Source organism: Bacillus benzoevorans (assembly GCF_014207535.1).
Taxonomy (GTDB): domain Bacteria; phylum Bacillota; class Bacilli; order Bacillales; family Cytobacillaceae; genus Bacillus_BD; species Bacillus_BD benzoevorans.
Genome location: NZ_JACHGK010000003.1, coordinates 149,340 through 174,659, shown reverse-complemented (window position 1 = coordinate 174,659; position 25,320 = coordinate 149,340). Strand labels below are relative to the sequence as shown.

Here is a 25,320-nt window from a genome sequence, read left to right as displayed (position 1 = left end):
GTTTCATGATATGATTAGCATAAGCAATTGTACATAATCATTGCATACTTATTTTTTCCAAACTATCCAGTCAAGGCAGAAGATAAAATGGTGATCATGATGAATGTTTCTTTTAGACAAATAATCCTTTTATATTGTTTGCAAAAATTAAACGGTGAACGGACGATTTATTCGATTTATCACTTATTGCAGGGAAAAAAATCTTCGCAAACCATTCAAGACGCCCATTTATTTCAGCTGAGCGCTTTTTTTCATACGGACACGAACATCACGCGGCAGCAAATCGCTGATCACGCACATGAACTAAAAAGGAACTCCCTCATTGCTGAAACACTAGATCAGCACTTCATCCTGACTGCGGAAGGGGAAAGGGTGCTCAAGAGAGGTCTTTCGATTTCTCCGGTGCCGTCATACTTAAACGGCTGGAAATATGGACGGGCGGGCTTGCTTTTATGGGAGAGGCTGTCCCTAGCGGTACAGGTGCTCTCACATTTGCAGCATCGGGAAACGAAATACATACCTGTTCAAAGAAGGCCGGAGACTTTATTATGGGTCAAAGAATTTGTCCAAACGTACGGCTTAAACCGCAAGGACCTTTCAGAGAATTTATATACAGAATTAACATCCTTGCTGGAAAGCGGGTTGAATATCGATCCCAATCTTCTTGTCGTACGCTTAAGTGGCTGCGGCAGGATTGGTTTGACAGAAATTCAGGCAGCGCAGGAAATGAAGATGGACCCAGTACATTATCATTATCAATTTTTAAATATTATCCATTATCTTGCTTTAAGAATAGAGGAAGACCATTTTCCGATTATGTCTGCTTTTCTTGAGCGGGAGACGGATATATTGTTAACGAAATCAACAGAAAAAACGTATACGCTTCTAAAAGATGGCCATTCGCTTGACGATATTATCCATATACGCCGCTTAAAACCAAGCACGATTGAGGATCATATAGTCGAACTAGCGTTAAATATTCCGCAGTTTTCCATTGCCGAATATGTTAATGCCAAGAAACAAAGGCAGATTAAAGAGGCCATAAAAGCGGCAAATACAAAGCAATTAAGAGAAATCCGCAAATATGCGCCAGAGGCAAGTTATTTCGAAATTCGAATAGTCTTGGCGAAGTTTGGTGATAACAGTTGAACTTAGAAGAATTATTACATAAATATTTTCATTTCCCCTCCTTCCGCCAGGGTCAGAAGGAAGTGATTCAATCGATTTTAGCGGGGGTTCATACGATGGCGATGCTTCCAACCGGCACAGGCAAATCACTTTGCTATCAGCTTCCGGGATATTTGCTGGAGGGACAGGTGCTTATTGTTTCCCCTCTCTTATCTTTGATGCAGGATCAAGTAGAGCAAATGAAAATGAACGGGGAAAAACGGGTGACCGCCATTAATTCCTTCCTCACAGGAGCAGAAAGAAGAAGAGTGTTGCAGCATTTAACTCAGTATAAATTTATCTTTATTTCACCGGAAATGCTCACCAATGATTCGATGCTCACCCTTTTTAAAAAATTAAAGCCGGCACTATTTGTCATTGATGAAGCACACTGCATCTCCCAGTGGGGTTATGATTTTCGCCCTGATTATTTAAAGCTCGGTGAGATCCGCGCACATCTCGGCGAACCGCTTACGCTGGCATTAACCGCTACGGCGACCAAAGAAGTGGTCCGTGATATCATTACCTCTTTGAAACTCAAGTCTTGCCGTCAACACCTTTATTCGGTCGATCGTCCTAATATTGCTTTAGCGATTGAACGCGTTGAAGACCATCGGGATAAGCTGAAAATCTTGTATCGTTATGTGTCCCAACTGGATGGACCGGGCATCGTTTATTTTTCCAGTAAAAAAATGGCTGAGCAGGCCGCGCACTTTTTACTGGGAAATGGAGTGAAACGGGTTATGGCTTATCACGGGGGCATGGATCAGGAATCGCGAATCTTGATTCAGCAGCAGTTTCTCTACGGGCAGCTGAATATCATCTGCGCCACAAGTGCATTTGGCATGGGAATCAATAAAGACAATATCCGTTTTGTGATTCACTATCATATGCCACAGCAGATGGAGTCCTATCTTCAGGAAATAGGCCGGTCCGGCAGGGATGGGAAGCCTAGCATAGCGGTATTGCTCTATGCGCCAGGCGATGAACAAATTGCTTATCGATTAGCCGAAGCGGAAATTCCGGCAAATGAACAGTTGGACTTACTTGCAGCCGCACTCACAGAGACAAACATTGCGCTCGAACAAATGGATGACGAAGAATGGATGAGAATCTGCGGCTTTACGGATATTCAATGGCGGATTGTATCGGAACACTTGCTGAAAAATGCCGATAGAAAAGCAAAATGGAATACTATTGTCGAAGAGCTAAAACGAGATCTCGATCAGAGAAGAAAGTTGAAACAGAGAAAAATTGCTTTTATGACTGACTGGTGCCGTACAGACCAGTGCAGGAGGGAACCGATCCTTCGTTACTTTGATGAAGAACAGGAGCCGGTGAAACCTAAAAATTGCTGTGATGTCTGCGGCATTGATCAAATCAATTACAAGCGGGGACAGACCGAGAAGAGGGAAGGGACTGAGTATAACTGGAGGCAGCAACTGGCCAATTTGCTATTAAAAGAGAGCGTAAACAATGAAGAAAAACTATTTTGAACTTATTAAAGAAATCCCTGATAAAGAATTGTTAAAATCTTTATACGTGACACAAATTTTACTTTTAACGATTGCTTTATTATTAGGTGTATTTTTATTTGACAGCTTTCAAGCATTTGTCGACTTAATTAACACTGCGGATCCCAGCATTCTTCTTTTCGGGGCTGGGGGAGGTCTTGCCGTTGTCATCGTGGATGTGATCCTGATGAAATTGCTGCCCGCCAAATGGTATGACGATGGCGGATTAAATGAGCGGATTTTTCAAAAAAGGTCATTTATTGAGATTGCCGTGATTGCTGTTTTCGTCGCAGCAGGAGAAGAGATTTTGTTCCGCGGCGTGATCCAGACTCATTTTGGACTAGTTCCTGCAAGCCTTTTATTTGCTCTTGTACATTATCGCTATTTATTTCAGGTTTTTCTTTTTATAAATGTGACTGGGCTAAGTTTCTTTATCGGCTTTATTTACCTTCAGACAGAAAACCTAGCCGTACCGATTGTTATGCATTTTATTATCGATTTTTTATTAGGCTGCTTGATTAAAATCAAATATGAAAAGAACAAAAAAGAATAGGAAGGGAAATTCGATGAATAAAGAAGATCCTTATAGAGACCAGGCAGAGAAATTAAGGAAAAAAATAGAAAAGTCAACATTTGCAGAGGGACAGAGGGTAGAGAGGGAAGATCTTCCGCCGCGAAGCGCAGTCCACCAAAAGGGCAGGAAAAGGAAAACAAAGTTAAAGGTTAAATATCCTCTTATCCGCCTTCTTGCGCTGTTCTTTATCCTCCTTCCGATTACTGTTATCAGCATCTATTCCACGATTGCCAAAGATAAGATCAGTGGCATTAAAGAGACGATTAGTGAATCGACGGAAGAGTTTGAAACGATTGAAATCGAAGATAAAGAGAATCAAATCACGGAAGATGAAGAAGCAGTGCCGGAGAAAAACCCGGAGGTCCAAAGCGAAGATTCATCGGAAAACACACAGTCAAGTATCGATAAAGGATCAGATTTAAGCGCAGCGGACCGCCATACGGCAGCTGCTCCGTTAACTGTGCATGAAAAAGATATCATTTATCATAAGGTAAAACGGGGAGAAACCATTTACAAGATTTCCATGAAATATTATAAATCAAAAGCAGGAATTGACATGATAAAAGCGGCCAATAATCTGACCAGTAATGAAATATTAGCCGGTCAGGTATTGACGATTCCATTAAACAAATAAACCGGTGTGAGAACCGGTTTTTATTCATATTCAACCGGACAAGTTCATACATTGGTATGGGGGTGTCAGAAGGCAATGGAATCACCAATCCTGATGTTAGATGGACGGACCGATCAAGCGACAAAGAAAATGCTCTTAAAGGTTGTAGAGCGAAAGCAAAAGTATGACCAATTAACAAACAGACATTTGCTTTTGATGTGGAGTACGATTTTCATTACCTTTTGTTATTTTCTTTATCTTTACTATTTTCTTTTTGTCCCATACTCCTATTCATTTGCCGCCGTGTTTTCCGTATTCGTTGGCAAGTCTTGGAATGTTTTTCTCCTTATGCTGGTCATTGGCTTGTATGGCTGGATGAATATCCTGCGTGAGAAACGGGATAAAGCTGAAAAGGAATTCCATGCTCTTCGCTGTGAAATTATCGATAAAAGCAAAGATTTATGGAAAAAGGAAGATCAATGGCAAAATAGGCATCTTGTGTTCGATATGATGAAAAAGAATTTTGACATCAATTTATTTCACGAAAACAAATAAGAGTATTAGCTGTGAAGCTAATACTCTTATTTGTCTCTCACCTGCTGCGTCTTTAAAAAAACTTTTTCTGATCCCGTTCGTCTTTGAGAATCTCTACTGCCTCGCGGAAACGCTGGGAATGGATAATTTCCCTTTCCCTTAAGAAACGCAGGGAGTCGTTAATATCCGGGTCATCACTTAAATTGATCAGCCACTGATAAGTAGCCCTCGCCTTTTCTTCTGCTGCAATATCTTCATACAGATCGGCGATTGGGTCACCCTTTGCCGTGATGTAAGTTGCTGTCCACGGCACACCCGCAGCATTATGATAATATAGCGCTTTATCATGGTCGGCATAATGGCCTCCGAGTCCGGCCGCTTCCATTTGCTCCGGTGTGGCATCCTTCGTGAGCTTATACACCATAGTGGCAATCATTTCTAAATGTGCAAATTCTTCTGTTCCAATATCGGTTAATAAACCCATCACCTTATCGGGAATGGTATAACGCTGATTTAAGTAACGCAGAGCAGCAGCTAGTTCTCCGTCGGCGCCGCCATACTGCTCAATTAAGTATTTGGCTAAATGAGGATTACATTTACTGACTCTGACTGGATACTGCAATTTTTTTTCGTAAAACCACATGTATGTTCCGCCTCCTTTATACTTGCCATGGCCATGGTGAATCGTCCCAGTTCCACGGATAGCCGGAATAACTATTGCCAAATTGCTGCAACGGTCCGAATTTGCTTTCCATCAATTTCTTTAATTTCTTTCGCTCCCTGGCACAATGATTAAACTGCTTGATCGCATCGGCATCATCATTATGGGTATCGAGATAAAGGGCCAAATCCACCAGGACAAAATCGATCGCCTGCAGCTGTTCCAGCAATTGATAATATTCAGGAGGCATCTGCTTCATAGACTAGATCCCTCCCGTTGGTTTTTCATATGGACTGTAGTAGGGGTCATAAAAGACTTTCCAAAGGGTGCCGGCCCGTAATGCCTCTTGGGGAGAGAATTGTTCCAGATTCGACGGCTGAAACCCCAGGTATAAATGAGGCGGTGTAGAGAAGCTTTTAACTTGCATCGGCGGGCATGGATCAAACGGGCTTATATAGGGATGATATATTTTATATCTTGTATTCAAATGAATCCCTCCTAGGTGTTCGTCTTTACAGCATATGAATGGAAGATTATGAACATGTTATTTTTCTTCTTTTCTGAAATCTGTGGTATGATTTATTGAGATTAAATTGAGAACGTTTGAAGTGGATGGACGTCAATTGGGGGATTTATGGAAATTTTGTTCATTTTCGCTGCTTGTCTTCTGCTTGCAGCTTGTCTAATAACCTATATGTACAGAGAAGCCTTTACAAACAGGGTGATTTATCATGATTTAGAGTTTGCTGCTTTTCCAAAAAGCTTTGGCAAAGTTCGGATCTTTTTTATTTCAGATATTCACCGCCGCGAGGTTTCACATAAAGTCATTGAAAAAATAAAGGGGAAAGCCGATATTGTGATTATTGGCGGAGATTTAACAGAAAAAGGGGTGCCGTTCGAACGTGTGCAAGAAAATTTACAGGCGCTAAAAACTTTGGGACCTGTATTTTTTGTCTGGGGTAATAATGACTATGAGGTAGAGGCTCCCCTTTTAGATGCGCTGCTATTAAATCAAGGAGTGAAGGCCCTTTCCAACAGCTCTATTACCTTCGAATCCGAGACAGGGGATCGACTGTTTTTATTAGGGGTGGATGATATCAGCACAAATCGGGAGGACCTGGAAGAAGCCCTGAGTGAAACGAAAGAGGAAGGGTTTCGCCTATTTGTCAGCCATAATCCGCAAATCAGAAAGAGAATTCGTCCTGAGCATGGGATTCATCTAATGCTGTCAGGACATACCCACGGAGGACAAATCCGCCTATTTGGCTTTGGTCTTTATGAAAAAGGCGGGTTAATTTGGGAGCACGGGCGAACGATACTCATCAGCAATGGATATGGAACAACAGGAGTTCCGCTTCGCTTAGGAGCAAGGGCGGAAACACATCTTATAACACTTTCACATCCATCAGAAATAATATGAGACGAGTCACCAACGAGGCGGGCAGGTCATAAACTAAATTAAGAGTTTGCTCATGGCAGGGGGCTTTGTAATGCGATTAGAACGATTGAATTATAATAAGATAAAAATATTTCTTACACTAGATGATTTATTCGATAGAGGGTTAACGAAGGAAGACATCTGGAAGGATTCATTAAAGTGGCATCAGCTGTTTCACGATATGCTCGAAGAAGCAAGTGAAACGTTCGATGTAGATATACAAGGTTCAATTGCAGTCGAGATTTTTTCCATGCAAGCTCAGGGTATGGTGATGATTTTAACCATGGGTGAACAACAAGATGAAGTATTTGCGGACGGTTTTATAGATATGCAGGTTACTTTGGAGGGGAATACGGAAATCTTATTCGAAATGGATGATTTTGAACATGTTATCAGCCTAGCCAAGCGTCTAGCCATTATTGGATTCTTTGGGGGAAGTCTTTACTCATTGAATAACTCCTATTTTCTACTAATTGAAAACGTATGCCAGGATTCGCAAGTACAAATTGCGGCAATTATGGCTGAATTTGGAATACCAAGCTTTATTAGTAAATATATCTTAATGGAATATGGAAAAACCATTATAGAGGAACAAGCAGTTACTAAAATAATGACCTATTTTAAGTAGCTTATGGGATATGAAAGAAATCTCAATATTGAAATATGGAAAAAAATCTCCTATCATGAATGGATAAGGGGATTTTTTTAAGTAAAGATTCCATTCGGAACAGTGTGTTTAGGAGTGAACAAGATGAAACAAGAGGATGTAATAATTGTTGGCGGCGGTCCGTGCGGTTTAGCCGCAGCCATCTCACTGCAGGAAAAAGGAAAAAGTGCGCTCGTTATTGAAAAAGGAAATATCGTCAATGCGATTTATCATTACCCAACACATCAAACCTTTTTCAGCTCAAGTGACAGACTGGAAATTGGGGATATTGCTTTTATTACAGATAACCGAAAACCGAATCGGAGTCAGGCGCTTGCTTACTACAGAGAAGTCGTGAAAAGAAAGCATCTGCGCATCCAGGCGTTTGAAAAAGTAACAGAGATTAAAAAGATAGACCATGCTTATCTTGTTTTAACGGATAAAGGGCAATATCAGGCAAAAAATATTGTCATTGCCACGGGCTATTATGATCATCCAAATGAGATGAATGTACCGGGTGAAGCTTTGCCGAAGGTCAGTCACTATTTTAAAGAAGCCCATCCATATTTCGATAAAGATGTCGTCGTCGTTGGATTGAAAAACTCCGGTGTGGATACTGCGCTCGAATTAGTGAAGGCGGGAGCCCGTGTAACCGTTCTATACCGCGGCAGTGAATATTCACCTAAAATTAAGCCGTGGATTCTTCCAGAATTTGAAGGACATGTACGTAATGAACGTTTAGAAATGCATTTTGAAGCAATCGTGAAAGAAATTACAGAGGATACAGTAGTCTATGTGAAGGACGATAAGGAATATTCCATTAAAAATGACTTTGTTTTTGCGATGACCGGCTATCACCCGGAACATGAGTTTTTGCAGAAGATGGGTGTGCTGATTGATGCTGAAACAGGACGTCCGGTCCATGACGAAGAAACAATGGAAACCAATGTCAAAGGGATTTATATTGCTGGAGTAATCGCTGCCGGGAACAATGCCAACGAAATTTTTATTGAAAATGGCCGTTTTCATGGTGAAAAGATTGCTCAGTCCATCCTTGCAACAGAGGAAAATAGTGTGAAGTTGAAATAAGTCCTTTAACTTCAGTCAGCGTCTCGGTCTTTTCATGTAATGTTAAAAGAAAAACTTGTATACAATAAGATAGAAAGGGGTGGATGATTTGGTCAAAAAGGTTGCGTTAATGACGACTGGAGGCACGATTGCCAGCAAGGAAACGGCGCAGGGTTTATTAGAATCAGGAGCCATGACTGGTACTGAACTGGCCTCGTTATGCAAGCTTCCAGACGAGATAGAAATAAAGGTTGTGGATGTTCTGCAGGTGCCGAGCATGCACATTCACTTTCAATCGATGCTTCTCTTGCGCCAGGCCATATTGGATGAATTAAAGGATCCGTTGATTTGCGGAATTGTGGTAACCCACGGTACGGATACGCTGGAGGAAACTTCCTATTTCCTTGATTTAACCATTCACGATCATCGTCCGATTGTTGTAACAGGATCACAGCGCTCACCCCAGCAAATTGGAACGGATGTTTTTTCCAATCTGAGAAATTCGATTTTTACAGCTGTCGATGAGCGGTTACACGATGTGGGCGTTGTTGTCGTATTCAATGAAAGAATTTATTCGGCGAAATATGTAAAAAAAGTCCATGCATCGAATTTACAGGGCTTTGAATCCTTTGGTTATGGTTACTTAGGGATTATTGATAATGAGAATGTCAGCATTTATCAGAAGCCTGTGACGCGGGAGTGCTACTCGCTCAGCAAGGGGATTCCAAAGGTAGAGATTATTAAATGTTATACAGGCGCAGATGGAACATTTATTGATGCCGCCGTGGCGTGCGGTGCGAAAGGGATTATAATAGAAGGTGTGGGCAGAGGACAAGTCTCTCCCTTCATGATGGACTCGATCAAAAAAGCGCTTGAAAAAGGAGTGGTGATGATTGTGACCACCAGTGCGGAAGAAGGAAAGGTTTATCCTGCCTACAGCTACGTCGGCAGCGCCTTTGATTTGCTTAAGCAGGGGGTCATTCTCGGCGAGGACTATGACAGTAAAAAAGCAAGAATCAAATTGGCTGTCTTGCTGGCTTCCCAGGACCATATCAATCAAGAACTGTTTACATAGAAAAAGCATTTTCTTTATTTATAGAACATGATAGGATTAAGGAAACAGGTAAAAAAGGAGACAGCGAATGCTGGGGATACTTTCTGCCGGGATAGCCCCCGGTTTAGCATTATTAAGTTATGTTTATCTCAAGGATCAATATGGCGCAGAGCCGATTTCTATGGTGAGCAGAACCTTTTTCTTCGGGGCTTTGCTTGTTTTTCCGATTATGTTTATTCAGTATGTGCTGGAAACGGAAAATATTATACAATCTCATTTATTAGATGCTTTTCTTTCTACTAGTCTGCTTGAGGAATTTGTTAAATGGTTTATTGTCTTTTATGTAGCCTACCAGCATGCTCATTTTGATGAACCGTATGATGGTGTGGTCTATGGTGCCTCTGTCTCACTTGGTTTTGCTTCCACAGAGAATATTCTTTATTTGATCGGTAATGGAGTTGAACACGCGCTCGGCCGCGCGCTGCTTCCGGTTTCCAGTCATGCTCTGTTTGGTGTGATCATGGGGTATTATTTTGGCAAAGGAAAATTCTCGCCTCATAAGCGTAAATGGCTGATTCTCTCTCTTCTCTTCCCGTTTCTATTACATGGAATATATGATTATATTTTAATCTCGCAGACCAATTGGCTTCTGATTATGGTGCCATTTATGGCGTTTCTTTGGTGGCTCGGTTTGAGAAAGGTAAAGAAAGCACGTCTATTAAGTGCTCAATATGCCGAAATGCAAAAAGAGGCTTTCCATTAATGTGACCAGTTGGTAAAAAGGATACAGGACAAACGATTCACTTCGTTTCTCCTGTATCCTTTTTCTTTTGGCAAAAACTTTCTGCTTTTTTGAAGATAAAACTCTTTTTGCATAAAAAGGGCACTTTTACAAAAAATAGGGTTAATGTGAAAAAGATTTACAATTGGGGGTCGCTTAACCATGAAAAGAAAATTATTTCATTTACAGCTTGTATGGATGTTCTTGATATGCTTACTTATGGTCACGCCGCCGCATTCGGCATCTGCTTTTTCCAATCAGGTCATCCAGCAGGGCGCTGTCGGCGATGACGTCATTGAACTGCAGTCTCGTCTGCAATATTTAGGCTTCTATAATGGCAAAATAGACGGAGTGTTCGGTTGGGGAACTTACTGGGCATTAAGGAATTTTCAGTATGAATTTGGCATGCCTGTGGACGGATTGGCCGGTGCCAATACAAAAGCAAAGCTTGTGAAAGCATCCAAATTCGACAAGGCACATGTCCATGAACAAATTAAAAAAGGGAATAAATTTACACACTATGGCGGCACAGATTTAAAAAAACAAACGAAGCCGGCTCCAAAAGGGAACGCAAATCAGCAGCAAACAGCTCCAAAACAGCAGGCACTAGCCGCCCCAACCGCTGCCAATATACCAAATGGTTTCTCGCAAAATGATATCCAATTAATGGCCAATGCCGTTCATGGCGAAGCAAGGGGAGAGCCGTATATCGGGCAGGTAGCCATTGCCGCAGTGATTTTAAATCGCGTGAACAGCTCATCGTTTCCGAATACTATTTCAGGTGTCATTTTTGAACCACGAGCCTTTACTGCTGTTGCAGATGGACAAATCTGGCTGGAACCGGATGAAAGTTCAAAGAAAGCGGTATTGGACGCGATAAATGGCTGGGATCCGACCGGTGAAGCACTTTACTATTTTAACCCGGATACGGCAACAAGCGGCTGGATTTGGGGCAGGCCGCAAATTAAACAAATCGGAAGGCATATATTCTGTAAATAAAAGAGGTGAGAGACATTGTTTAGAGGAATCTTAATCACGGTATTATCATTAGCGGTCACGGGGACAGCCTTGTGGGGCTATCAGGAACACCGCGAAAAAAATGCTGTCTTAATTAATGCTGAAAACAACTATCAAAGAGCATTTCATGAACTGACCTATCAAATTGATTTACTCCATGACAAAATTGGTACAACCCTGGCGATGAATTCTCGTGAATCGCTGTCTCCAACACTGGCAGAAGTGTGGAGAATTACATCTGAAGCACATAATGATGTCGGTCAACTCCCGTTAACGCTGCTTCCTTTTAATAAAACGGAGGAATTCCTCGCGAAAATTGGGGATTTTAGTTACCAGACGGCGGTTCGTGATTTAACTAAAGAGCCATTAAATGATCAGGAATATGAAACATTAAAGTCATTGTACGGTCAGGCTGAAGAAATTCAAGATGAATTACGCAATGTTCAGCATATGGCGATGAAAAATAACCTGCGCTGGATGGATGTAGAATTGGCCTTAGCGACAGGAAAGGAACAGACCGATAATTCAATTATCGATGGTTTTAAAACGGTGGAAAAAGCGGTTGAAGGCTACAGCGAAACGGACTTAGGGTCCACTTTCCTCAATCTGAAGTCCAACGATAATAACTATAACCATCTTGGCGGAAAAGAGATTACCAAAGAAGAAGCGGTGAAAATAGCACGAAAATATGCTGGTGTCGGAAAAGATGCCAGGATTGAGGTAACAGAAAATGGTAAAGGATCGGACTATGGTTTTTACAGCGTTTCCATGGAGAATAAGACCACAGGGTTGACATCCAATATGGATATCACGAAAAAAGGCGGTAAACCGCTTTGGTACGTTCTTTCAAGAGATGTGAAGGAACAGAAAATCAGTTTAAATGATGCGGGCACTAGAGCAAAGCAATTTTTGCTTGACAATAAATTTAAAGATATTGAGTTAATTGAAAGTACGCAATATGATAATATTGGTGTTTTTACCATCGTGAAATCGCTGGATGGTGTCCGGATTTATCCAAAATCGGTCAAGGTTAAAGTCGCTCTTGATAATGGGCAGATTATTGGCTTTGCCAATGATGATTACTTAAAAGCTGTTACATCTGAGACAGAGATTGCAAAACCCGGTATATCACTTGAAGAAGCCCGTAAGAAAATCAATCCACAGGTTAAGGTCCAGGAAGACCGGTTAGCGGTCATTATGAACGATATAAACAAGGTAGTTCTCTGCTATGAATTTATGGGAACGCTGGATCATGACACCTATCGTATTTTTATTAATGCAGAAACCGGCATGGAAGAAAAAGTGGAAAAAATGAAAAATGCCGAACCGATTTATGCCGACGTCATTTAAATAACCTGTAGATATTAGCGTGATGCACGGTGCACAAGCTGTTTTCGTCTGAAAAGCTCATGTGTCCATGCTCACGCATTTCTTTTTTTGCAAAAAATTACTTCGGTTTTCAAGATTGAGTCTGAAAACTTTTATTTCACATTTCCCTTGCCACATGGCATAATTTACATATGAATTCTGGGTATAAAGGACAGTGTTGTGAGTATGTTGACAATTGGGAATGTGTTGCTGCTTGAACCAAAAAATACCGTTCAGGCTGAAAAGTATAAATGCCGTCTTGTGGAGCAGAGAGGGGACATGCTTTATATTGATTACCCGATTAAACTCAGTACGAATAAAACGGCATTTCTGTTGGATGGGACTCAGCTAAAGGCTGTGTTTGTCCACGGGCATTCAGCATTTTCCTTTGACACGGAAGTGACGGGAAGGGTGAAGCAATCGATTCCTATGATGAAGCTTCATTTTCCTGGCGAGGAATATGTCATGAAAATTCAGCGGCGTCAATTTGTCCGCATTGATACAGCGGTGGATGTTGCGATTCACCCGCTGAATGAGGAATTTGAACCATTCACAGCGGTTACAGATGATTTTAGTGCCGGAGGAATGTTAGTTCACGTTCGTTCAGACAAGGGCGCAAAGCTTGATCAGGGAATGGATATAAAAGCGGTTCTTGTTCTGCCGATGCAAAGCGGCGATTATCATTATGTGCAGATTCACAGTAAGATTGTCCGAATCCTTCAAGATAATAAAACAGGCTTTTCAAAGTATTCGCTTCAATTTAAGGAAGTGGCACCGCGGGAGCGCCAGCAGCTCCTTAGGTTTACCTTTGAAAGACAGCTTGAAATGAAGAAAAAAGGATTGGACTATCTGGAATAATCCTTTTTCTTTTCTCCCATAATAGGATAGAAATACTATATTTAAGGACGAAGCAAAATGAGATTAATTGAAAGATGGTTAATAAAGATCATTATGATTCAAGTGATTCTGTTACTCTTGGTACAGCTTGTTTTTCATAAATGGAATATACTGCCTGAGCTGCAGCAAATCACACAGTATGAAGGGGTAGCAAATAACAGTTTTACAGAATTATTGGAGACATTTTCTAAAAAATAAAAAGGCTGATCTCTAACTTGTGTTAAACTATAATAGAAAAGAAGAATTTGGATGATACATCACGAAACTTTAGAGCGTCTTTCGTGAATGTAAGTTCAGGAGGAAATATGAAGGGGAAAATTTCTATCGCCATTGACGGACCTGCCGCGGCAGGAAAAAGTACAGTAGCAAAGATTGTTGCAGCAAAATTATCTTTTATTTATATCGACACTGGTGCCATGTACCGCGCGATTACATATAAAGCACTGCATCAGCAGGCTGAACTGGAAAATGAAGAGCAATTGGCCGAAATATTAGCACAAACACAAATTGATCTTGTACCGGGGCAGGGCGGTCAAGAAGTCTACCTGGATGGCAAGGATGTAACCAAGGAAATAAGACAAACTGAAGTAACTAATGTAGTATCAATCGTTTCCAAACACCGACTCGTGCGCGAGGAGATGCTCAAGAGGCAGCAAAGCTTTGCTGCAAGCGGTGGAATCGTCATGGACGGACGTGATATCGGGACCCATGTTCTGCCAAATGCCGAAGTAAAAGTATTTTTGCTTGCATCCGTAGAAGAGCGGGCCATGAGACGTCTCGCGGAAAATAAAGCGAGGGGCATCCCGTCCGATTTGGAAAAGCTTCAGGAGGAAATAGCCTTGAGGGACAAACTTGATTCAGAACGTGAATTCGCTCCATTAAGAAAAGCAGAGGATGCTGTAGAGATTGATACGACCAGTTTAACCATCGAGCAGGTAGTGGAGAAAATCATGGAATTGGCAAGAGAAAGGATTGGAACGCTTTGAATTTGTATCCGTTAGGCCGTGCAATATGCGGCATCGTTTTCTCTCCTATTTATCAATTTAAAGTGATGGGCAGGGAGCACTTTCCTGCAAAAGGCGGTGTGCTCCTTTGTGCCAATCATATTAGTAATTTTGATCCCGAAGTAGTTGGAATTACCGCACCTCGACCGATTTATTATATGGCAAAAGAGGAATTATTCTCCGTACCTGTACTGGGAAAAATCCTTCCCCATATCAATGCCTTTCCTGTCAAAAGGGGAATGAGCGACCGGGGAGCATTAAGAAAAGGACTTGAGATTCTGAAGGAAGGGAAGGTACTGGGTCTCTTTCCAGAAGGCACAAGAAGCAAGACAGGGGAAGTGGGGAAAGGGCTGGCCGGCGCCGGATTCTTTGCTCTCCGCTCCAATGTTCCTGTCGTTCCATGTGCCATCATTGGGCCGTATAAAGCTTTTAGAAGATTAAAGGTTGTGTTCGGCCAGCCGATTGATATGGATGAACTACGGAAAAATAAAGCCTCTGCAGAAGAGGTGACTGATATCATCATGAATGAAATCAAAAAGCTGATTGCAGAGCATCAATAATTCATCTTGCTTGACAAAAACCGTGGTTTATAAGAAGTTAATAAGAAGAGATTCATTTTGGAAAATTCTTTCGCTAGAATTTTTGCCTTTCGTTTGTGATGTCAAAACATCACAGTTGAATAATAAAACTCGAGAGCCTGTTGGGTGGATTAAGGAGGAATACATATGTCAGAAGAAATGAATCAAGTAGAAGTAAATAATTTTGAGGTTGGCGATATTGTAAAAGGTGTCGTTACGAAGGTTGAAGAAAAACAGGTGATTGTGGAAATTGCAGACAGTAAACTTGATGGAATTATCCCAATCAGTGAATTATCGAGTCTTCATATTGAAAAATCAAGCGATGCCGCGTCTGTTGGTGACCAGCTTGAACTGCAAGTGTTAAAAGTGGAAGATGAAGCTCTTATCTTATCCAAACGAAAAGTGGATGCTGAGAAATCATGGGATCAGCTTGCCATCAAATATGAAAACGGCGAAACGATTGAAGCTGAAATTAAAGATGTCGTAAAGGGCGGTTTAGTCGTTGATTTGGGAGTCCGCGGATTTGTCCCTGCTTCCTTAGTTGAACCACACTTTGTAGAAGATTTCTCTGATTATAAAGGCAGAATGCTTACTTTTAAAATCGTAGAAATTGATAAAGAGAAAAATCGCTTGATTTTATCACATCGTGCTGTTTTAGAAGAAGAGAAAAGCAAGCAAAAACATGACCTTCTTCATACCCTTGAAGCTGGTCAGGTGCTGGAAGGCACGGTGCAAAGATTAACTGATTTTGGTGCATTTGTTGATATTGGCGGCATCGACGGTCTTGTTCATATTTCGCAATTATCCTACCAGCATGTTGACAAACCATCTGATGTCGTGCAGGAAGGGCAGCAAGTAAAAGTGAAGGTTTTAAGTGTTGACCCGAACAATGAACGTATTTCATTATCGATTAAAGATACACTGCCCGGACCATGGGATCATATTGCTGAGAAAGCGCCAAAAGGCTCTGTGCTTGACGGTGTTGTCAAACGCATTGTGTCCTACGGTGCATTTGTAGAAGTATTCTCTGGTGTAGAAGGTCTTGTTCATATTTCGCAAATCTCACATAAACACATTGCAACACCACATGAAGTGTTAAAAGAGGGGCAGGCAGTGAGTGTTAAGGTTCTTGATGTGAATGAGGCAGATCAGCGCCTGTCATTAAGCATTAAAGAATTGGAAGAAAAAGAAGAAGAAGTAACTGAATTTGAGCTTCCTGAAGAAAGCAAAGGTTTTCAGTTAGGCGAAATACTTGGAGACCAACTAAAGAATCTGAAAAAATAATGGTGATTTAATGTGTCCAGAGCAAAAAGGAAATGGGATCATATTCAGCTTGCACTGGCGGCAGGGCAGGCAGGATTAACCGGTTTAGAGGATATTGCATTCATTCACCAAAGCTTACCTGATATCGGTATACAGCATATTTTATTAAATACTAAAATTGGCGGACTGGATTTAGGTTCGCCAATTTTTATCAATGCGATGACAGGCGGCGGCGGAGAAAAAACGATGCTGATTAACCAGGAATTAAGTATAACGGCAAGAGAAACCGGAATGGCTATGGCGGTCGGTTCTCAAATGTCAGCGATAAAAGATAAGACGGAAGAGAAAACATATCGAATTATCCGTGAAGAGAACCCTAGAGGTGTCGTGATTGCGAATCTTGGCGGCGAGGCAGCGCCCGACGAAGTAAAAATGGCCGTTGAGATGCTGGAAGCAGACGCTCTGCAAATTCATTTGAATGTCATTCAAGAACTTGTCATGCCTGAAGGTGACCGGGACTTTACGGGGACACTGAAACGCATCGAGAAGATCGTAAAGGAAATCGATCTCCCGGTTATTGTGAAAGAGGTCGGCTTCGGCATGAATAAAGAGACGGCTGCGCAGCTCGCTTCAGTTGGTGTGCAGGCCGTGGATGTCGGTGGATATGGAGGTACGAATTTTGCCCGTATCGAAAATAACCGCCGTGACAGGCTGCTGAATGTGTTTAATGAATGGGGAATCCCAACGGCTGTGTCCATTGTTGAAGCAAAAATGAGCGGCGGCAAAATGAATATCATCAGTTCAGGCGGGATCCAAACAAGTCTCGATATTGCCAAATCGCTTGCTCTCGGTGCCGATATGGTTGGAATTGCGGGGCACTTTTTGAAAATTCTCATCAAAGAGGGTCTGGAAGCTCTGATAAGTGAAGTGAGAATCATTCATGAAGAACTCACATTTATCATGACAGCGTTAGGAGCTAAGACGATACACGAACTGCAGCGGACACCACTGATTATTCAAGGGCAAACTCATCATTGGCTCACAGAACGCAACATTGATACAAAACAGTACAGCCAAAGAAGGATATATGATTAAAGAGAACGGGCTGACCCATTTTGGGTCAGCCCTATTTGTCTACGTACTTTGTTTCCCGTCATTTAACTTTCTTGCTTCAGCAGGACTTTGCAGCTTGGTGGAACCGGGGAAATGAAGCGCCTGGTCTCTGTCAGATTCCGTCCGTCTGCTTTTGCGTAATTTACTCTCTTGTCTGTCTCTTCCCATTTTGACACCTCCTCTCTTTAACATGGTAAATCTGGCGCAGATTATGCATGAATTGTATAAGGTCTTTACCTCAAGAGACTGCAAAGGATTAAAGTACATAAATTTTAGCCATAATGGAAAAGATAGGAGGTGACTGGAATTGGATGGTTTATTATTTTATTGGATATTTTGGCTTGGGTGGGTCATCACAACCTTCTTTTATCGAAGGGATCATCCGCATCGCCTGACTGTATCCGCCTGGATTCTGGGGGCAGTCATTTTGGCCTCTGTCACATTTAACATTCTTGGCTTGCAATGGAACGGGGCGGGCTTATTTTTCATCGTGACGGTTTACCTTTATATTGCCGGGTTACAAAGCAAACAGGCTTTATATTTCCTGCTATCCTCCTTTATCTTAATGGTATTGACCGTCAGTTTTCTGCTGTTTGAACTGTTCGATCCTGTCTGGATCATCATTGAGCGAAAGTGGCTGTTGGCGGTACTCGTTGTGTATGGCACACTTTTGCTTCATTCTGATAAAAATAAACGCATCCTGTCATTGTTATTTGGTATGGTTCACGGAGAAATTTTTTACGCCTATATTTTAAAAAAATTCACCTTTTCCTATCCAATTTCTAGTCCTGCATTTCTCGATGCTCTTGCATTAGCTTGTGTTCTCGTTCTGACCTGGAACAGCTTGGAACTGATTACAGCGTTTTTTAATAAATATTTTCAATCTGTCGAAAAGGGGAAACAAAAATACCATGAGTGAATATACTTATCCCATTATTTTGGGGATTACAGTCGGCACGCTGGCAAGAATATATATGCTTCGCACCGATTATCGTCAGTATCCAACTTATCTGCATGGGAAAATTATTCATATCGCGCTCGGGTTTATCGCGGCGGGATTGGGAACTGTAGCAGGACCATCGATTATGGAGGCTGATTTTACGGCGGTTACATTTTTAACTCTTGCGGCCTCACAGTTTCGCGAGGTACGTAATATGGAGCGGAATACCCTGACAGAATTGGATAATCTCGAAATGGTGCCGCGCGGCAAAACGTACATTGAAGGAATTGCCATTGCATTCGAGAGTCGAAATTATCTCGTGATTTTCACCTCTTTAGTCACCACGCATCTGTATTTGTTCTTTAATATCTGGGCCGCCATCGCCGGGGCCATCGCCTGTATATTAATCTGCCGCAAGTTGATGGCTGGCAGCAAACTAAAGCATATTGTCGAGATTGAATTTGTCCAGCCTAGATTCGAAGGTGCCGGACTGCTTGTTGATAATATTTATATCATGAATATTGGTCTGGAAAAGAGGCGGGAAGAGATCCTGAAGTATGGCATGGGCTTTATCTTAAAACCGCTCAATTTTAATGCACGGGAAACGATCGCTAATCTAGGGCAGCGGCAGGCTATTCTTCACGATGTTTCAACGGCAATGGGAGTGTATCGTGATTCCGGTACTCCCGCATTTGTACCGCTGGCGAAGCGGGACTTGGAAGACGGCAGAGTAGCGGTGTTTATCCTGCCAACAGAAAGGGATCCGCAAAAAGCGCATAAGATCATCGGCGAAGTACCTGTTTTGGAAAATGCGATACGGATGCCGAAAGAAAGAAAGCATCCGGAAACGGAAGAAGGTTTTAAACAATGAATATCGAAAAATTTATCTTGGCAGTTGTGACAACGAATCCGGCACGGGTACTAAACGGTGCAACTGTATTTGTCTGTGACGATAAAACGCAAATGGAAGAATACGCTGCCCATTTGGAGGCCATTTTGGACGGGATTGCCCATTCCTTATCAGAAGAAGTCTATATTATCGTCAAACATTGATATTCTCAGCACCCTTTGATAAACTTATTAAGTTAGACCCTTCTGCTGTATAGAAGGGTTTTATTACTGATTATTAAGGAAATTATTGGTGCTATAGCCAAAACTAAATAGATAGAGAGAGGTGCAGTACATGGCCAAACCAGTTATTGCCATTGTCGGAAGACCGAATGTAGGGAAATCTACAATCTTTAACCGTATCGTAGGAGAACGGATATCGATCGTTGAAGATATTCCCGGTGTTACAAGGGATAGAATTTATAGTTCAGCAGAGTGGCTGAATCATGATTTTAATATTATTGATACGGGCGGTATCGATATCGGGGATGAACCGTTTTTAGAACAAATCCGGCAACAGGCGGAAATTGCCATTGATGAAGCGGATGTCATTATTTTTCTTACCAATGGGAGAGAAGGGGTCACCGCAGCGGATGAAGAGGTAGCGAAAATTTTATATAAAGCGAAAAAGCCAGTCGTTTTGGCAGTGAATAAAATTGATAATCCGGAAATGCGCGATATGATTTACGATTTTTACACTCTCGGCTTTGGCGAGCCGTTTCCGATTTCCGGTTCCCATGGTCTTGGTCTCGGTGATTTATTGGATGAAGCAGCGAAGCATTTTCCAAAAGGAGAAAGTAAGGACTATGATGATGATGTCATTTGCTTTTCTCTTATTGGACGACCGAATGTGGGAAAATCCTCGCTTGTCAATGCGATTCTTGGTGAAGAGCGTGTCATTGTCAGTAACATTTCCGGCACAACAAGAGATGCGATTGACTCCACGTTGACCTATAACGGACAAAAATATGTCATTATCGATACAGCCGGTATGCGAAAAAAAGGCAAGGTATATGAAACAACTGAAAAATACAGCGTACTCCGTGCCTTAAGAGCAATTGAACGCTCTGATGTTGTCCTAGTCGTCCTTGACGGTGAGGAAGGAATCATCGAACAGGATAAAAAAATTGCCGGCTATGCTCATGAAGCCGGACGGGCTGTCGTCATTGTGGTCAATAAATGGGATGCGGTGGAAAAGGATGAGAAGACGATGAAGGAATTTGAGCAAAATATCCGCGAACATTTTCAGTACCTGGATTATGCTCCAATTGTCTTTTTATCGGCGAAAACGAAAAAACGAATTCATACACTGATGCCGATGCTTAATCTTGCCAGTGATAATCATTCCTTAAGAGTAGAGACGAGCGTTTTAAATGACGTGGTAATGGATGCGGTTGCGATGAATCCGACTCCGACTGACAAAGGGAAGCGTCTGAAAATTTACTATACGACACAGGTTGCCGTCAAACCGCCGACATTTGTTGTTTTTGTCAATGATCCAGCCCTCATGCATTTCTCATATGAGCGCTTTTTAGAAAATAGAATCAGAGACGCATTTGGTTTTGAGGGAACACCGATAAAGATTTATGCTAGAGAAAGAAAGTAATTTGTAAAAAGGTCGTGAAATCATGGAAGGGTTAAAGGAAACTGTCGCTGTAATAGGTGCTGGAAGCTGGGGAACAGCATTATCAATGGTGCTTGCTGATAACGGTCATGAGGTTCATCTGTGGAGTCATAATCCGGAACAGGTAAAGGAAATCAATGCAGAGCATACGAACGGCAAATATTTACCGGGGGTCGTGCTACAGGAAAATATTCATGCGTATTCTTCACTGGAAGAGACGCTCGCTGGATTGGAAATATGCGTGATGGCTGTTCCGACGAAGGCGATTCGCGAAGTGCTGGGGAAAATCAGGGGGATTCAGAAGGAACCTTTACTGATTGTTCATGTCAGCAAGGGAATTGAACCGGATACGTTATTGCGTATTTCCGAAATGATTGAAGAAGAAATGCCTGCGGAACTTGTTGACAGCATAGTTGTACTATCTGGACCAAGCCATGCCGAAGAAGTGTCATTGCGCCGTCCGACAACGGTTGCCGTCTCAGCGAAAAAGATCGAGGCGGCGGAGAGAATCCAGGATCTATTTATTAATGGTCATTTCCGTGTTTACACCAATCCTGATATTATCGGGGTTGAAATTGGAGGAGCGCTAAAAAATATCATTGCCTTAGCTGCGGGCATCTCGGACGGTCTCGGTTATGGGGACAATGCTAAAGCAGCCTTAATGACAAGAGGTCTGGCTGAAATATCCCGCCTCGGCACGAAAATGGGGGCTAATCCAATGACCTTTGCCGGACTGGCCGGTCTGGGGGATTTAATCGTTACCTGTACCAGTGTTCATTCACGTAATTGGCGCGCGGGGAATTTATTAGGGAAAGGGAAGAAACTCCAGGAAGTGCTCGATAATATGGGAATGGTCGTCGAAGGGGTACGAACGACAAAAGCAGCCTGGCAGCTGGCGAAAAAATATGAAGTGCAAATGCCGATCACGAATGCGCTCTTTGACGTTTTATTTCATGATGTCGATCCAAAGGATGCTGTTGATGCCTTAATGTCGCGTGGAAAAACCAATGAGATGGAGCAATTTAACGCTAATTTTGAGCAGGATTAAATAAAACTTGGAATTTATAGGCATTCGATGATGCGGCGGTAACACTATTTGCATACAATGCATACGAAGCAAACTGTTGGAATGAACAAGGACAATGGGATATTTAGTCATAATTTTATGCCCAGAATAAAGAATCTGCCCCTTCTTTATTCTGTTTTTTTGCCCGGAAAAGGGGCGGAGCTGTGAAAAATGCCGGCAGACGTATGGAAAAGTTTTATGATATAATACTCGCGAGCAAAGGAGAGGATGAAATGTCACCGGCATTAATGAAAATGTGGGTTTCACTGTCAGGAATGGGGTTTATGGTCATTTCAGTGGTATTGATTTATTTAAGCCGCTACAAGTTTAAAAATGGGGTATTGAAGACGATTACAGCTATTATTGCGTACATATTATTGCTGTTAGCGGGTTTAATTATTTTCTTTATTGTTTTGGCAGGACCAACAAATGAATAGTACTTTCATAGGCTTAAAGGAATGATAGAATGAGGAAAAAATATTTACAGCTGTTTATTATATTACTGGCTTTCATCTTATCAGGATGTATGTATCCGGAGGACAAGCTCGTACAAAACCAGACACCGTACATAGACCAGGTCCAATCCGTACAAACGGCAGTGACAAAATACAGGGAAGATAACGGCGGAATTCTTCCGATTAAAAATTCCGCAGAGAGCACGCCGATTTATCAGAAGTATAAGGTGGATTTCAAAAGGCTTGTTCCGGAATATTTGGCCGAGCCGCCGGGAAATGCCTATGAGTCAGGTGGGGTATTTCAATATGTTATTGTGGATGCAGAAGAAAATCCGACGGTTAAAATCTTTGACCTCAGGATAGCTGAAATTATTGGTGAAATCAAGCTTCGGATTACAACCCAAGGTTATCCGGCATTTAAGGAGAAAGTTGCCGACAATGTCTACACGCTCAATTTTAAGGAACTTGGCTATGCGGAAGAACCGTACGTTACCAGTCCATATACAAATAAAAATCTTTCCTTTGTCATTACCGGTGATGCTGAAGTTTTTGTCGATTACCGGTCGGACTTATATGAAATCATGAAAGATAACGATCTCAAGCTGAATCCTGGTGATGATATCAGGGATATTTTATGGCAGGATTCAATGTTTGTCCCAGCCTATTCCCTGCCATATACGATAGATGAAGAGAGCCGTGAACCGATCTTTTTAACGAATTAGTCATAACCCTTCTTTTACAAAATATATTGTAGGAGAAGGGTTTTTTATTTCCCTCTTTACTTAAAGGCGGCAGGAAAGGTATGACGTCCAGCTGAAAATCAACATAACCGCAAATGGAGAATCTAAAGTCTCCTTTACAGGGGAATGTAAAAATATGAACATGGAAAGTGCAGGACTTTTCCTTTAAGGAGGTAAAAAATTAGAAAATTGTCATAACGATATAGGACAACATCATATTTATAAAGTGTCACAAACCAGCAGAGTTAACTTTATTCAGCAGAGGCCTTCCACTTCTATAAGTGGTGGGTGAATATAGTAATTTTACTCATTCAGTGGGGTACAAATAACGGCTGAATAAAGTTAGCCTTCGGCGGATGCCTCGATTTTTCAAGGGAAACTTTTCGAGCAAGCGCGCGAGTATAGGGCGCAAATACGCCAAGGCGAATTTGATTAAATCCCACTAATGCAGGGAATCTGGAGGGGATCACTTGGAAAAGGTTGATATTTTTAAAGATATTGCCGAGAGAACCGGCGGCGATATATATTTGGGAGTGGTTGGAGCTGTACGTACCGGTAAATCGACTTTTATTAAAAAGTTTATGGAACTGGTCGTTTTACCAAACATGAATAATGAAGCCGAACGGGCTCGTACCCAAGATGAATTGCCTCAAAGTGCAGCAGGAAGAACGATTATGACCACAGAACCAAAATTTGTTCCAAATCAAGCTGCTACTATTCATGTCGATGATGGTTTGAATGTCAATATCAGACTGGTAGACTGTGTTGGCTATACCGTCCCTGGAGCAAAAGGATATGAGGACGAGAACGGTCCTCGTATGATTACAACGCCTTGGTATGAAGAGCCGATACCGTTTCATGAAGCGGCGGAAATCGGCACCCGTAAAGTGATTCAGGAGCATTCCACCATCGGGGTTGTCATTACAACAGACGGCTCGATTGGCGAAATCTCGCGCAGTAACTATTTAGAAGCTGAAGAACGGGTTATTAATGAATTAAAAGAAGTAGGAAAGCCCTTCATTATGATTATTAACAGCGTTCAGCCTCATCATCCGAATACAGAGGCGTTGAGAGTGGAGCTGAGCGAAAAATATGATATTCCGGTTCTTGCAATGAGCGTTGAGGGAATGAAGGAATCTGATGTGATAAGCGTCTTGCGGGAGGCCTTGTATGAATTCCCGGTGCTCGAAGTCAATGTCAACCTACCGAGCTGGGTCATGGTGCTGAAGGAGAACCATTGGCTGCGTGAAAGCTATCAGGAGGCGGTAAAGGAAACGGTGCAGGATATTAAGCGCCTTCGCGATGTTGACAGGGTTGTTCAGCATTTCAGCGACTTTGAATTCATTGACCGGGCAGGGCTTGCCGGAATCGAGATGGGGCAAGGGGTTGCAGAAATTGACCTTTTTGCACCAGATGATTTATATGATCAAATTTTAAAAGAGATCGTCGGTGTTGAAATTCGCGGCAAAGATCATTTACTTGAATTGATGCAGGACTTTGCCCATGCAAAAAAGGAATATGATCAAGTAGCGGATGCATTAAAAATGGTGAAACAAACTGGATATGGCATAGCGGCGCCGTCGCTAGCAGACATGAGTCTCGATGAACCGGAAATTATCCGCCAGGGGGCTCGATTCGGGGTCCGCTTAAAGGCAGTTGCTCCTTCCATTCATATGATCAAAGTAGATGTAGAGAGCGAATTTGCACCGATTATCGGGACAGAAAAACAAAGCGAAGAACTTGTGCGCTACTTAATGCAGGATTTTGAGGACGATCCATTATCCATCTGGAATTCAGATATCTTCGGCCGTTCTTTAAGTTCGCTTGTCAGAGAAGGCATACAGGCAAAATTATCCTTGATGCCTGAAAATGCCCGCTATAAATTAAAAGAAACCCTCGAGCGGATTATCAATGAAGGCTCAGGCGGACTCATTGCCATTATTCTCTGAACTCTCTTTAAGAGAGTTTTTTTGTTTTGCAAAGCAAAGAATCATATCGAATGATTCGGCATTATGAAATCTTCTGAAAGGACTGGATATAACAGTGGTTTTTCCCGGCAGGGGTGGAAATGTAGACTGAATATTCCAAGATTAAATGAAAAAAGGGAAATTTTCTTGATAACGAAATTTGATTATGATAATCTTTTAACAGAATCACTGCTATACATGCCTTAAACCCTTGAAAATAAAGGCTTTTTGACAAAAAACAGTTGAATTATCCTACTCTCTGTTTTAAGATAAGGCTTGTTACGAAAATTTTCTGCAGCGATGTATAGAATTTAAGAAATTTGTTTACAAATGTATGTAAGTATCCAATT

The 25,320-nt window shown here is 41.9% G+C and carries 30 protein-coding genes; 26 read left to right on the top strand and 4 right to left on the bottom strand.

The window, feature by feature from the left end:
* Positions 1 to 87 precede the first annotated feature (87 nt).
* The 5 genes from HNR53_RS06560 (at position 88) to HNR53_RS06540 (ending at position 4,423) form a co-directional block, all read left to right on the top strand.
* Positions 88 to 1,149: a YpbB family protein gene (locus HNR53_RS06560; protein WP_246439367.1), complete on the top strand. Its 1,062-nt coding sequence runs from the start codon at positions 88 to 90 to the stop codon at positions 1,147 to 1,149.
* Entirely contained in the window at positions 1,146 to 2,663 is a 1,518-nt protein-coding gene (locus tag HNR53_RS06555; protein ID WP_184524083.1) for a RecQ family ATP-dependent DNA helicase, read from the top strand. Before HNR53_RS06560 ends, HNR53_RS06555 begins: the two co-directional genes overlap by 4 nt.
* Positions 2,644 to 3,234: a CPBP family intramembrane glutamic endopeptidase gene (locus HNR53_RS06550; protein WP_184524081.1), complete on the top strand. Its 591-nt coding sequence runs from the start codon at positions 2,644 to 2,646 to the stop codon at positions 3,232 to 3,234. The genes HNR53_RS06555 and HNR53_RS06550 overlap by 20 nt, the downstream gene beginning before the upstream one ends.
* Positions 3,235 to 3,247: 13 nt before the next feature.
* Complete coding sequence (locus HNR53_RS06545) at positions 3,248 to 3,889, top strand: LysM peptidoglycan-binding domain-containing protein (protein WP_184524079.1); 642 nt, start codon at positions 3,248 to 3,250, stop codon at positions 3,887 to 3,889.
* A gap of 75 nt (positions 3,890 to 3,964) precedes the next feature.
* Complete coding sequence (locus tag HNR53_RS06540) at positions 3,965 to 4,423, top strand: YpbF family protein (RefSeq protein ID WP_184524077.1); 459 nt, start codon at positions 3,965 to 3,967, stop codon at positions 4,421 to 4,423.
* Positions 4,424 to 4,475: 52 nt separating this feature from the next.
* Here the strand turns inward: HNR53_RS06540 and HNR53_RS06535 are convergent, their stop codons facing one another.
* From HNR53_RS06535 to HNR53_RS06525, 3 genes are read right to left on the bottom strand one after another with little or no spacing between them, the layout of a single operon-like run.
* Positions 4,476 to 5,045 carry a manganese catalase family protein gene (locus HNR53_RS06535; protein WP_184524074.1) on the bottom strand — a complete coding sequence of 190 codons (570 nt, stop codon included), beginning with the start codon at positions 5,043 to 5,045 and terminating at the stop codon, positions 4,476 to 4,478.
* A gap of 16 nt (positions 5,046 to 5,061) precedes the next feature.
* Entirely contained in the window at positions 5,062 to 5,322 is a 261-nt protein-coding gene (locus HNR53_RS06530; RefSeq protein WP_184524072.1) for a spore coat protein CotJB, read from the bottom strand.
* A gap of 3 nt (positions 5,323 to 5,325) precedes the next feature.
* Positions 5,326 to 5,490: a spore coat associated protein CotJA gene (locus tag HNR53_RS06525; RefSeq protein WP_221452250.1), complete on the bottom strand. Its 165-nt coding sequence runs from the start codon at positions 5,488 to 5,490 to the stop codon at positions 5,326 to 5,328.
* A gap of 207 nt (positions 5,491 to 5,697) precedes the next feature.
* Between HNR53_RS06525 and HNR53_RS06520 the strand changes: the two genes are divergently transcribed.
* The 13 genes from HNR53_RS06520 to fni all read left to right on the top strand — a co-directional run bounded on the left by HNR53_RS06520 (position 5,698) and on the right by fni (position 17,272).
* Positions 5,698 to 6,483: a metallophosphoesterase gene (locus tag HNR53_RS06520; protein WP_184524068.1), complete on the top strand. Its 786-nt coding sequence runs from the start codon at positions 5,698 to 5,700 to the stop codon at positions 6,481 to 6,483.
* Positions 6,484 to 6,553: 70 nt separating this feature from the next.
* Positions 6,554 to 7,129 (top strand): genetic competence negative regulator, encoded by a 576-nt coding sequence (locus tag HNR53_RS06515; protein ID WP_184524066.1) that lies wholly within the window; start codon positions 6,554 to 6,556, stop codon positions 7,127 to 7,129.
* 123 nt (positions 7,130 to 7,252) lie between these two features.
* Positions 7,253 to 8,236: a YpdA family putative bacillithiol disulfide reductase gene (locus HNR53_RS06510; protein ID WP_184524064.1), complete on the top strand. Its 984-nt coding sequence runs from the start codon at positions 7,253 to 7,255 to the stop codon at positions 8,234 to 8,236.
* 109 nt (positions 8,237 to 8,345) lie between these two features.
* Positions 8,346 to 9,290 (top strand): asparaginase, encoded by a 945-nt coding sequence (locus HNR53_RS06505; protein ID WP_184524449.1) that lies wholly within the window; start codon positions 8,346 to 8,348, stop codon positions 9,288 to 9,290.
* Positions 9,291 to 9,357: 67 nt separating this feature from the next.
* Positions 9,358 to 10,032 (top strand): glutamic-type intramembrane protease PrsW, encoded by a 675-nt coding sequence (prsW, locus tag HNR53_RS06500; RefSeq protein WP_184524062.1) that lies wholly within the window; start codon positions 9,358 to 9,360, stop codon positions 10,030 to 10,032.
* 216 nt (positions 10,033 to 10,248) lie between these two features.
* Positions 10,249 to 11,049, top strand: coding sequence for a spore cortex-lytic enzyme (sleB, locus tag HNR53_RS06495; protein WP_377802112.1), 801 nt, complete (start codon positions 10,249 to 10,251; stop codon positions 11,047 to 11,049).
* Between the two features lie 15 nt (positions 11,050 to 11,064).
* Complete coding sequence (ypeB, locus tag HNR53_RS06490; protein ID WP_184524058.1) at positions 11,065 to 12,417, top strand: germination protein YpeB; 1,353 nt, start codon at positions 11,065 to 11,067, stop codon at positions 12,415 to 12,417.
* Positions 12,418 to 12,621: 204 nt separating this feature from the next.
* Entirely contained in the window at positions 12,622 to 13,293 is a 672-nt protein-coding gene (locus tag HNR53_RS06485) for a flagellar brake protein (RefSeq protein ID WP_184524447.1), read from the top strand.
* 57 nt (positions 13,294 to 13,350) lie between these two features.
* Positions 13,351 to 13,530, top strand: a complete 180-nt coding sequence (locus HNR53_RS06480; RefSeq protein ID WP_184524056.1) for a DUF5359 family protein — start codon at positions 13,351 to 13,353, stop codon at positions 13,528 to 13,530.
* 107 nt (positions 13,531 to 13,637) lie between these two features.
* Positions 13,638 to 14,318, top strand: coding sequence for a (d)CMP kinase (gene cmk, locus HNR53_RS06475; RefSeq protein WP_184524054.1), 681 nt, complete (start codon positions 13,638 to 13,640; stop codon positions 14,316 to 14,318).
* Positions 14,315 to 14,896, top strand: coding sequence for a lysophospholipid acyltransferase family protein (locus HNR53_RS06470; RefSeq protein ID WP_246439365.1), 582 nt, complete (start codon positions 14,315 to 14,317; stop codon positions 14,894 to 14,896). The genes cmk and HNR53_RS06470 overlap by 4 nt, the downstream gene beginning before the upstream one ends.
* A gap of 165 nt (positions 14,897 to 15,061) precedes the next feature.
* The gene (gene rpsA / locus HNR53_RS06465; protein ID WP_184524052.1) at positions 15,062 to 16,198 is read left to right on the top strand and encodes a 30S ribosomal protein S1; all 1,137 of its coding nucleotides are present in this window, start codon (positions 15,062 to 15,064) and stop codon (positions 16,196 to 16,198) included.
* A 12-nt stretch (positions 16,199 to 16,210) separates the two neighbouring features.
* Positions 16,211 to 17,272, top strand: coding sequence for a type 2 isopentenyl-diphosphate Delta-isomerase (gene fni, locus HNR53_RS06460; RefSeq protein ID WP_184524050.1), 1,062 nt, complete (start codon positions 16,211 to 16,213; stop codon positions 17,270 to 17,272).
* Positions 17,273 to 17,311: 39 nt separating this feature from the next.
* Here the strand turns inward: fni and HNR53_RS06455 are convergent, their stop codons facing one another.
* Positions 17,312 to 17,458: a YpzI family protein gene (locus HNR53_RS06455; protein WP_184524048.1), complete on the bottom strand. Its 147-nt coding sequence runs from the start codon at positions 17,456 to 17,458 to the stop codon at positions 17,312 to 17,314.
* Positions 17,459 to 17,597: 139 nt separating this feature from the next.
* Between HNR53_RS06455 and HNR53_RS06450 the strand changes: the two genes are divergently transcribed.
* The 8 genes from HNR53_RS06450 to spoIVA all read left to right on the top strand — a co-directional run bounded on the left by HNR53_RS06450 (position 17,598) and on the right by spoIVA (position 24,952).
* The gene (locus HNR53_RS06450) at positions 17,598 to 18,209 is read left to right on the top strand and encodes a YphA family membrane protein (RefSeq protein ID WP_184524046.1); all 612 of its coding nucleotides are present in this window, start codon (positions 17,598 to 17,600) and stop codon (positions 18,207 to 18,209) included.
* Positions 18,202 to 19,101, top strand: coding sequence for a YIEGIA family protein (locus HNR53_RS06445; RefSeq protein WP_184524044.1), 900 nt, complete (start codon positions 18,202 to 18,204; stop codon positions 19,099 to 19,101). Before HNR53_RS06450 ends, HNR53_RS06445 begins: the two co-directional genes overlap by 8 nt.
* Positions 19,098 to 19,283, top strand: coding sequence for a capping complex subunit for YIEGIA (locus HNR53_RS06440; protein WP_184524042.1), 186 nt, complete (start codon positions 19,098 to 19,100; stop codon positions 19,281 to 19,283). Before HNR53_RS06445 ends, HNR53_RS06440 begins: the two co-directional genes overlap by 4 nt.
* Positions 19,284 to 19,413: 130 nt before the next feature.
* Complete coding sequence (gene der / locus HNR53_RS06435; protein ID WP_184524040.1) at positions 19,414 to 20,724, top strand: ribosome biogenesis GTPase Der; 1,311 nt, start codon at positions 19,414 to 19,416, stop codon at positions 20,722 to 20,724.
* A gap of 22 nt (positions 20,725 to 20,746) precedes the next feature.
* Positions 20,747 to 21,790, top strand: a complete 1,044-nt coding sequence (locus tag HNR53_RS06430; protein ID WP_184524037.1) for an NAD(P)H-dependent glycerol-3-phosphate dehydrogenase — start codon at positions 20,747 to 20,749, stop codon at positions 21,788 to 21,790.
* A 182-nt stretch (positions 21,791 to 21,972) separates the two neighbouring features.
* Positions 21,973 to 22,245 carry a DUF2768 domain-containing protein gene (locus HNR53_RS06425; protein ID WP_425488698.1) on the top strand — a complete coding sequence of 91 codons (273 nt, stop codon included), beginning with the start codon at positions 21,973 to 21,975 and terminating at the stop codon, positions 22,243 to 22,245.
* 29 nt (positions 22,246 to 22,274) lie between these two features.
* Positions 22,275 to 22,985: a hypothetical protein gene (locus tag HNR53_RS06420; protein WP_184524035.1), complete on the top strand. Its 711-nt coding sequence runs from the start codon at positions 22,275 to 22,277 to the stop codon at positions 22,983 to 22,985.
* Between the two features lie 488 nt (positions 22,986 to 23,473).
* Entirely contained in the window at positions 23,474 to 24,952 is a 1,479-nt protein-coding gene (gene spoIVA / locus HNR53_RS06415) for a stage IV sporulation protein A (RefSeq protein WP_184524033.1), read from the top strand.
* Positions 24,953 to 25,320: the final 368 nt, after the last annotated feature.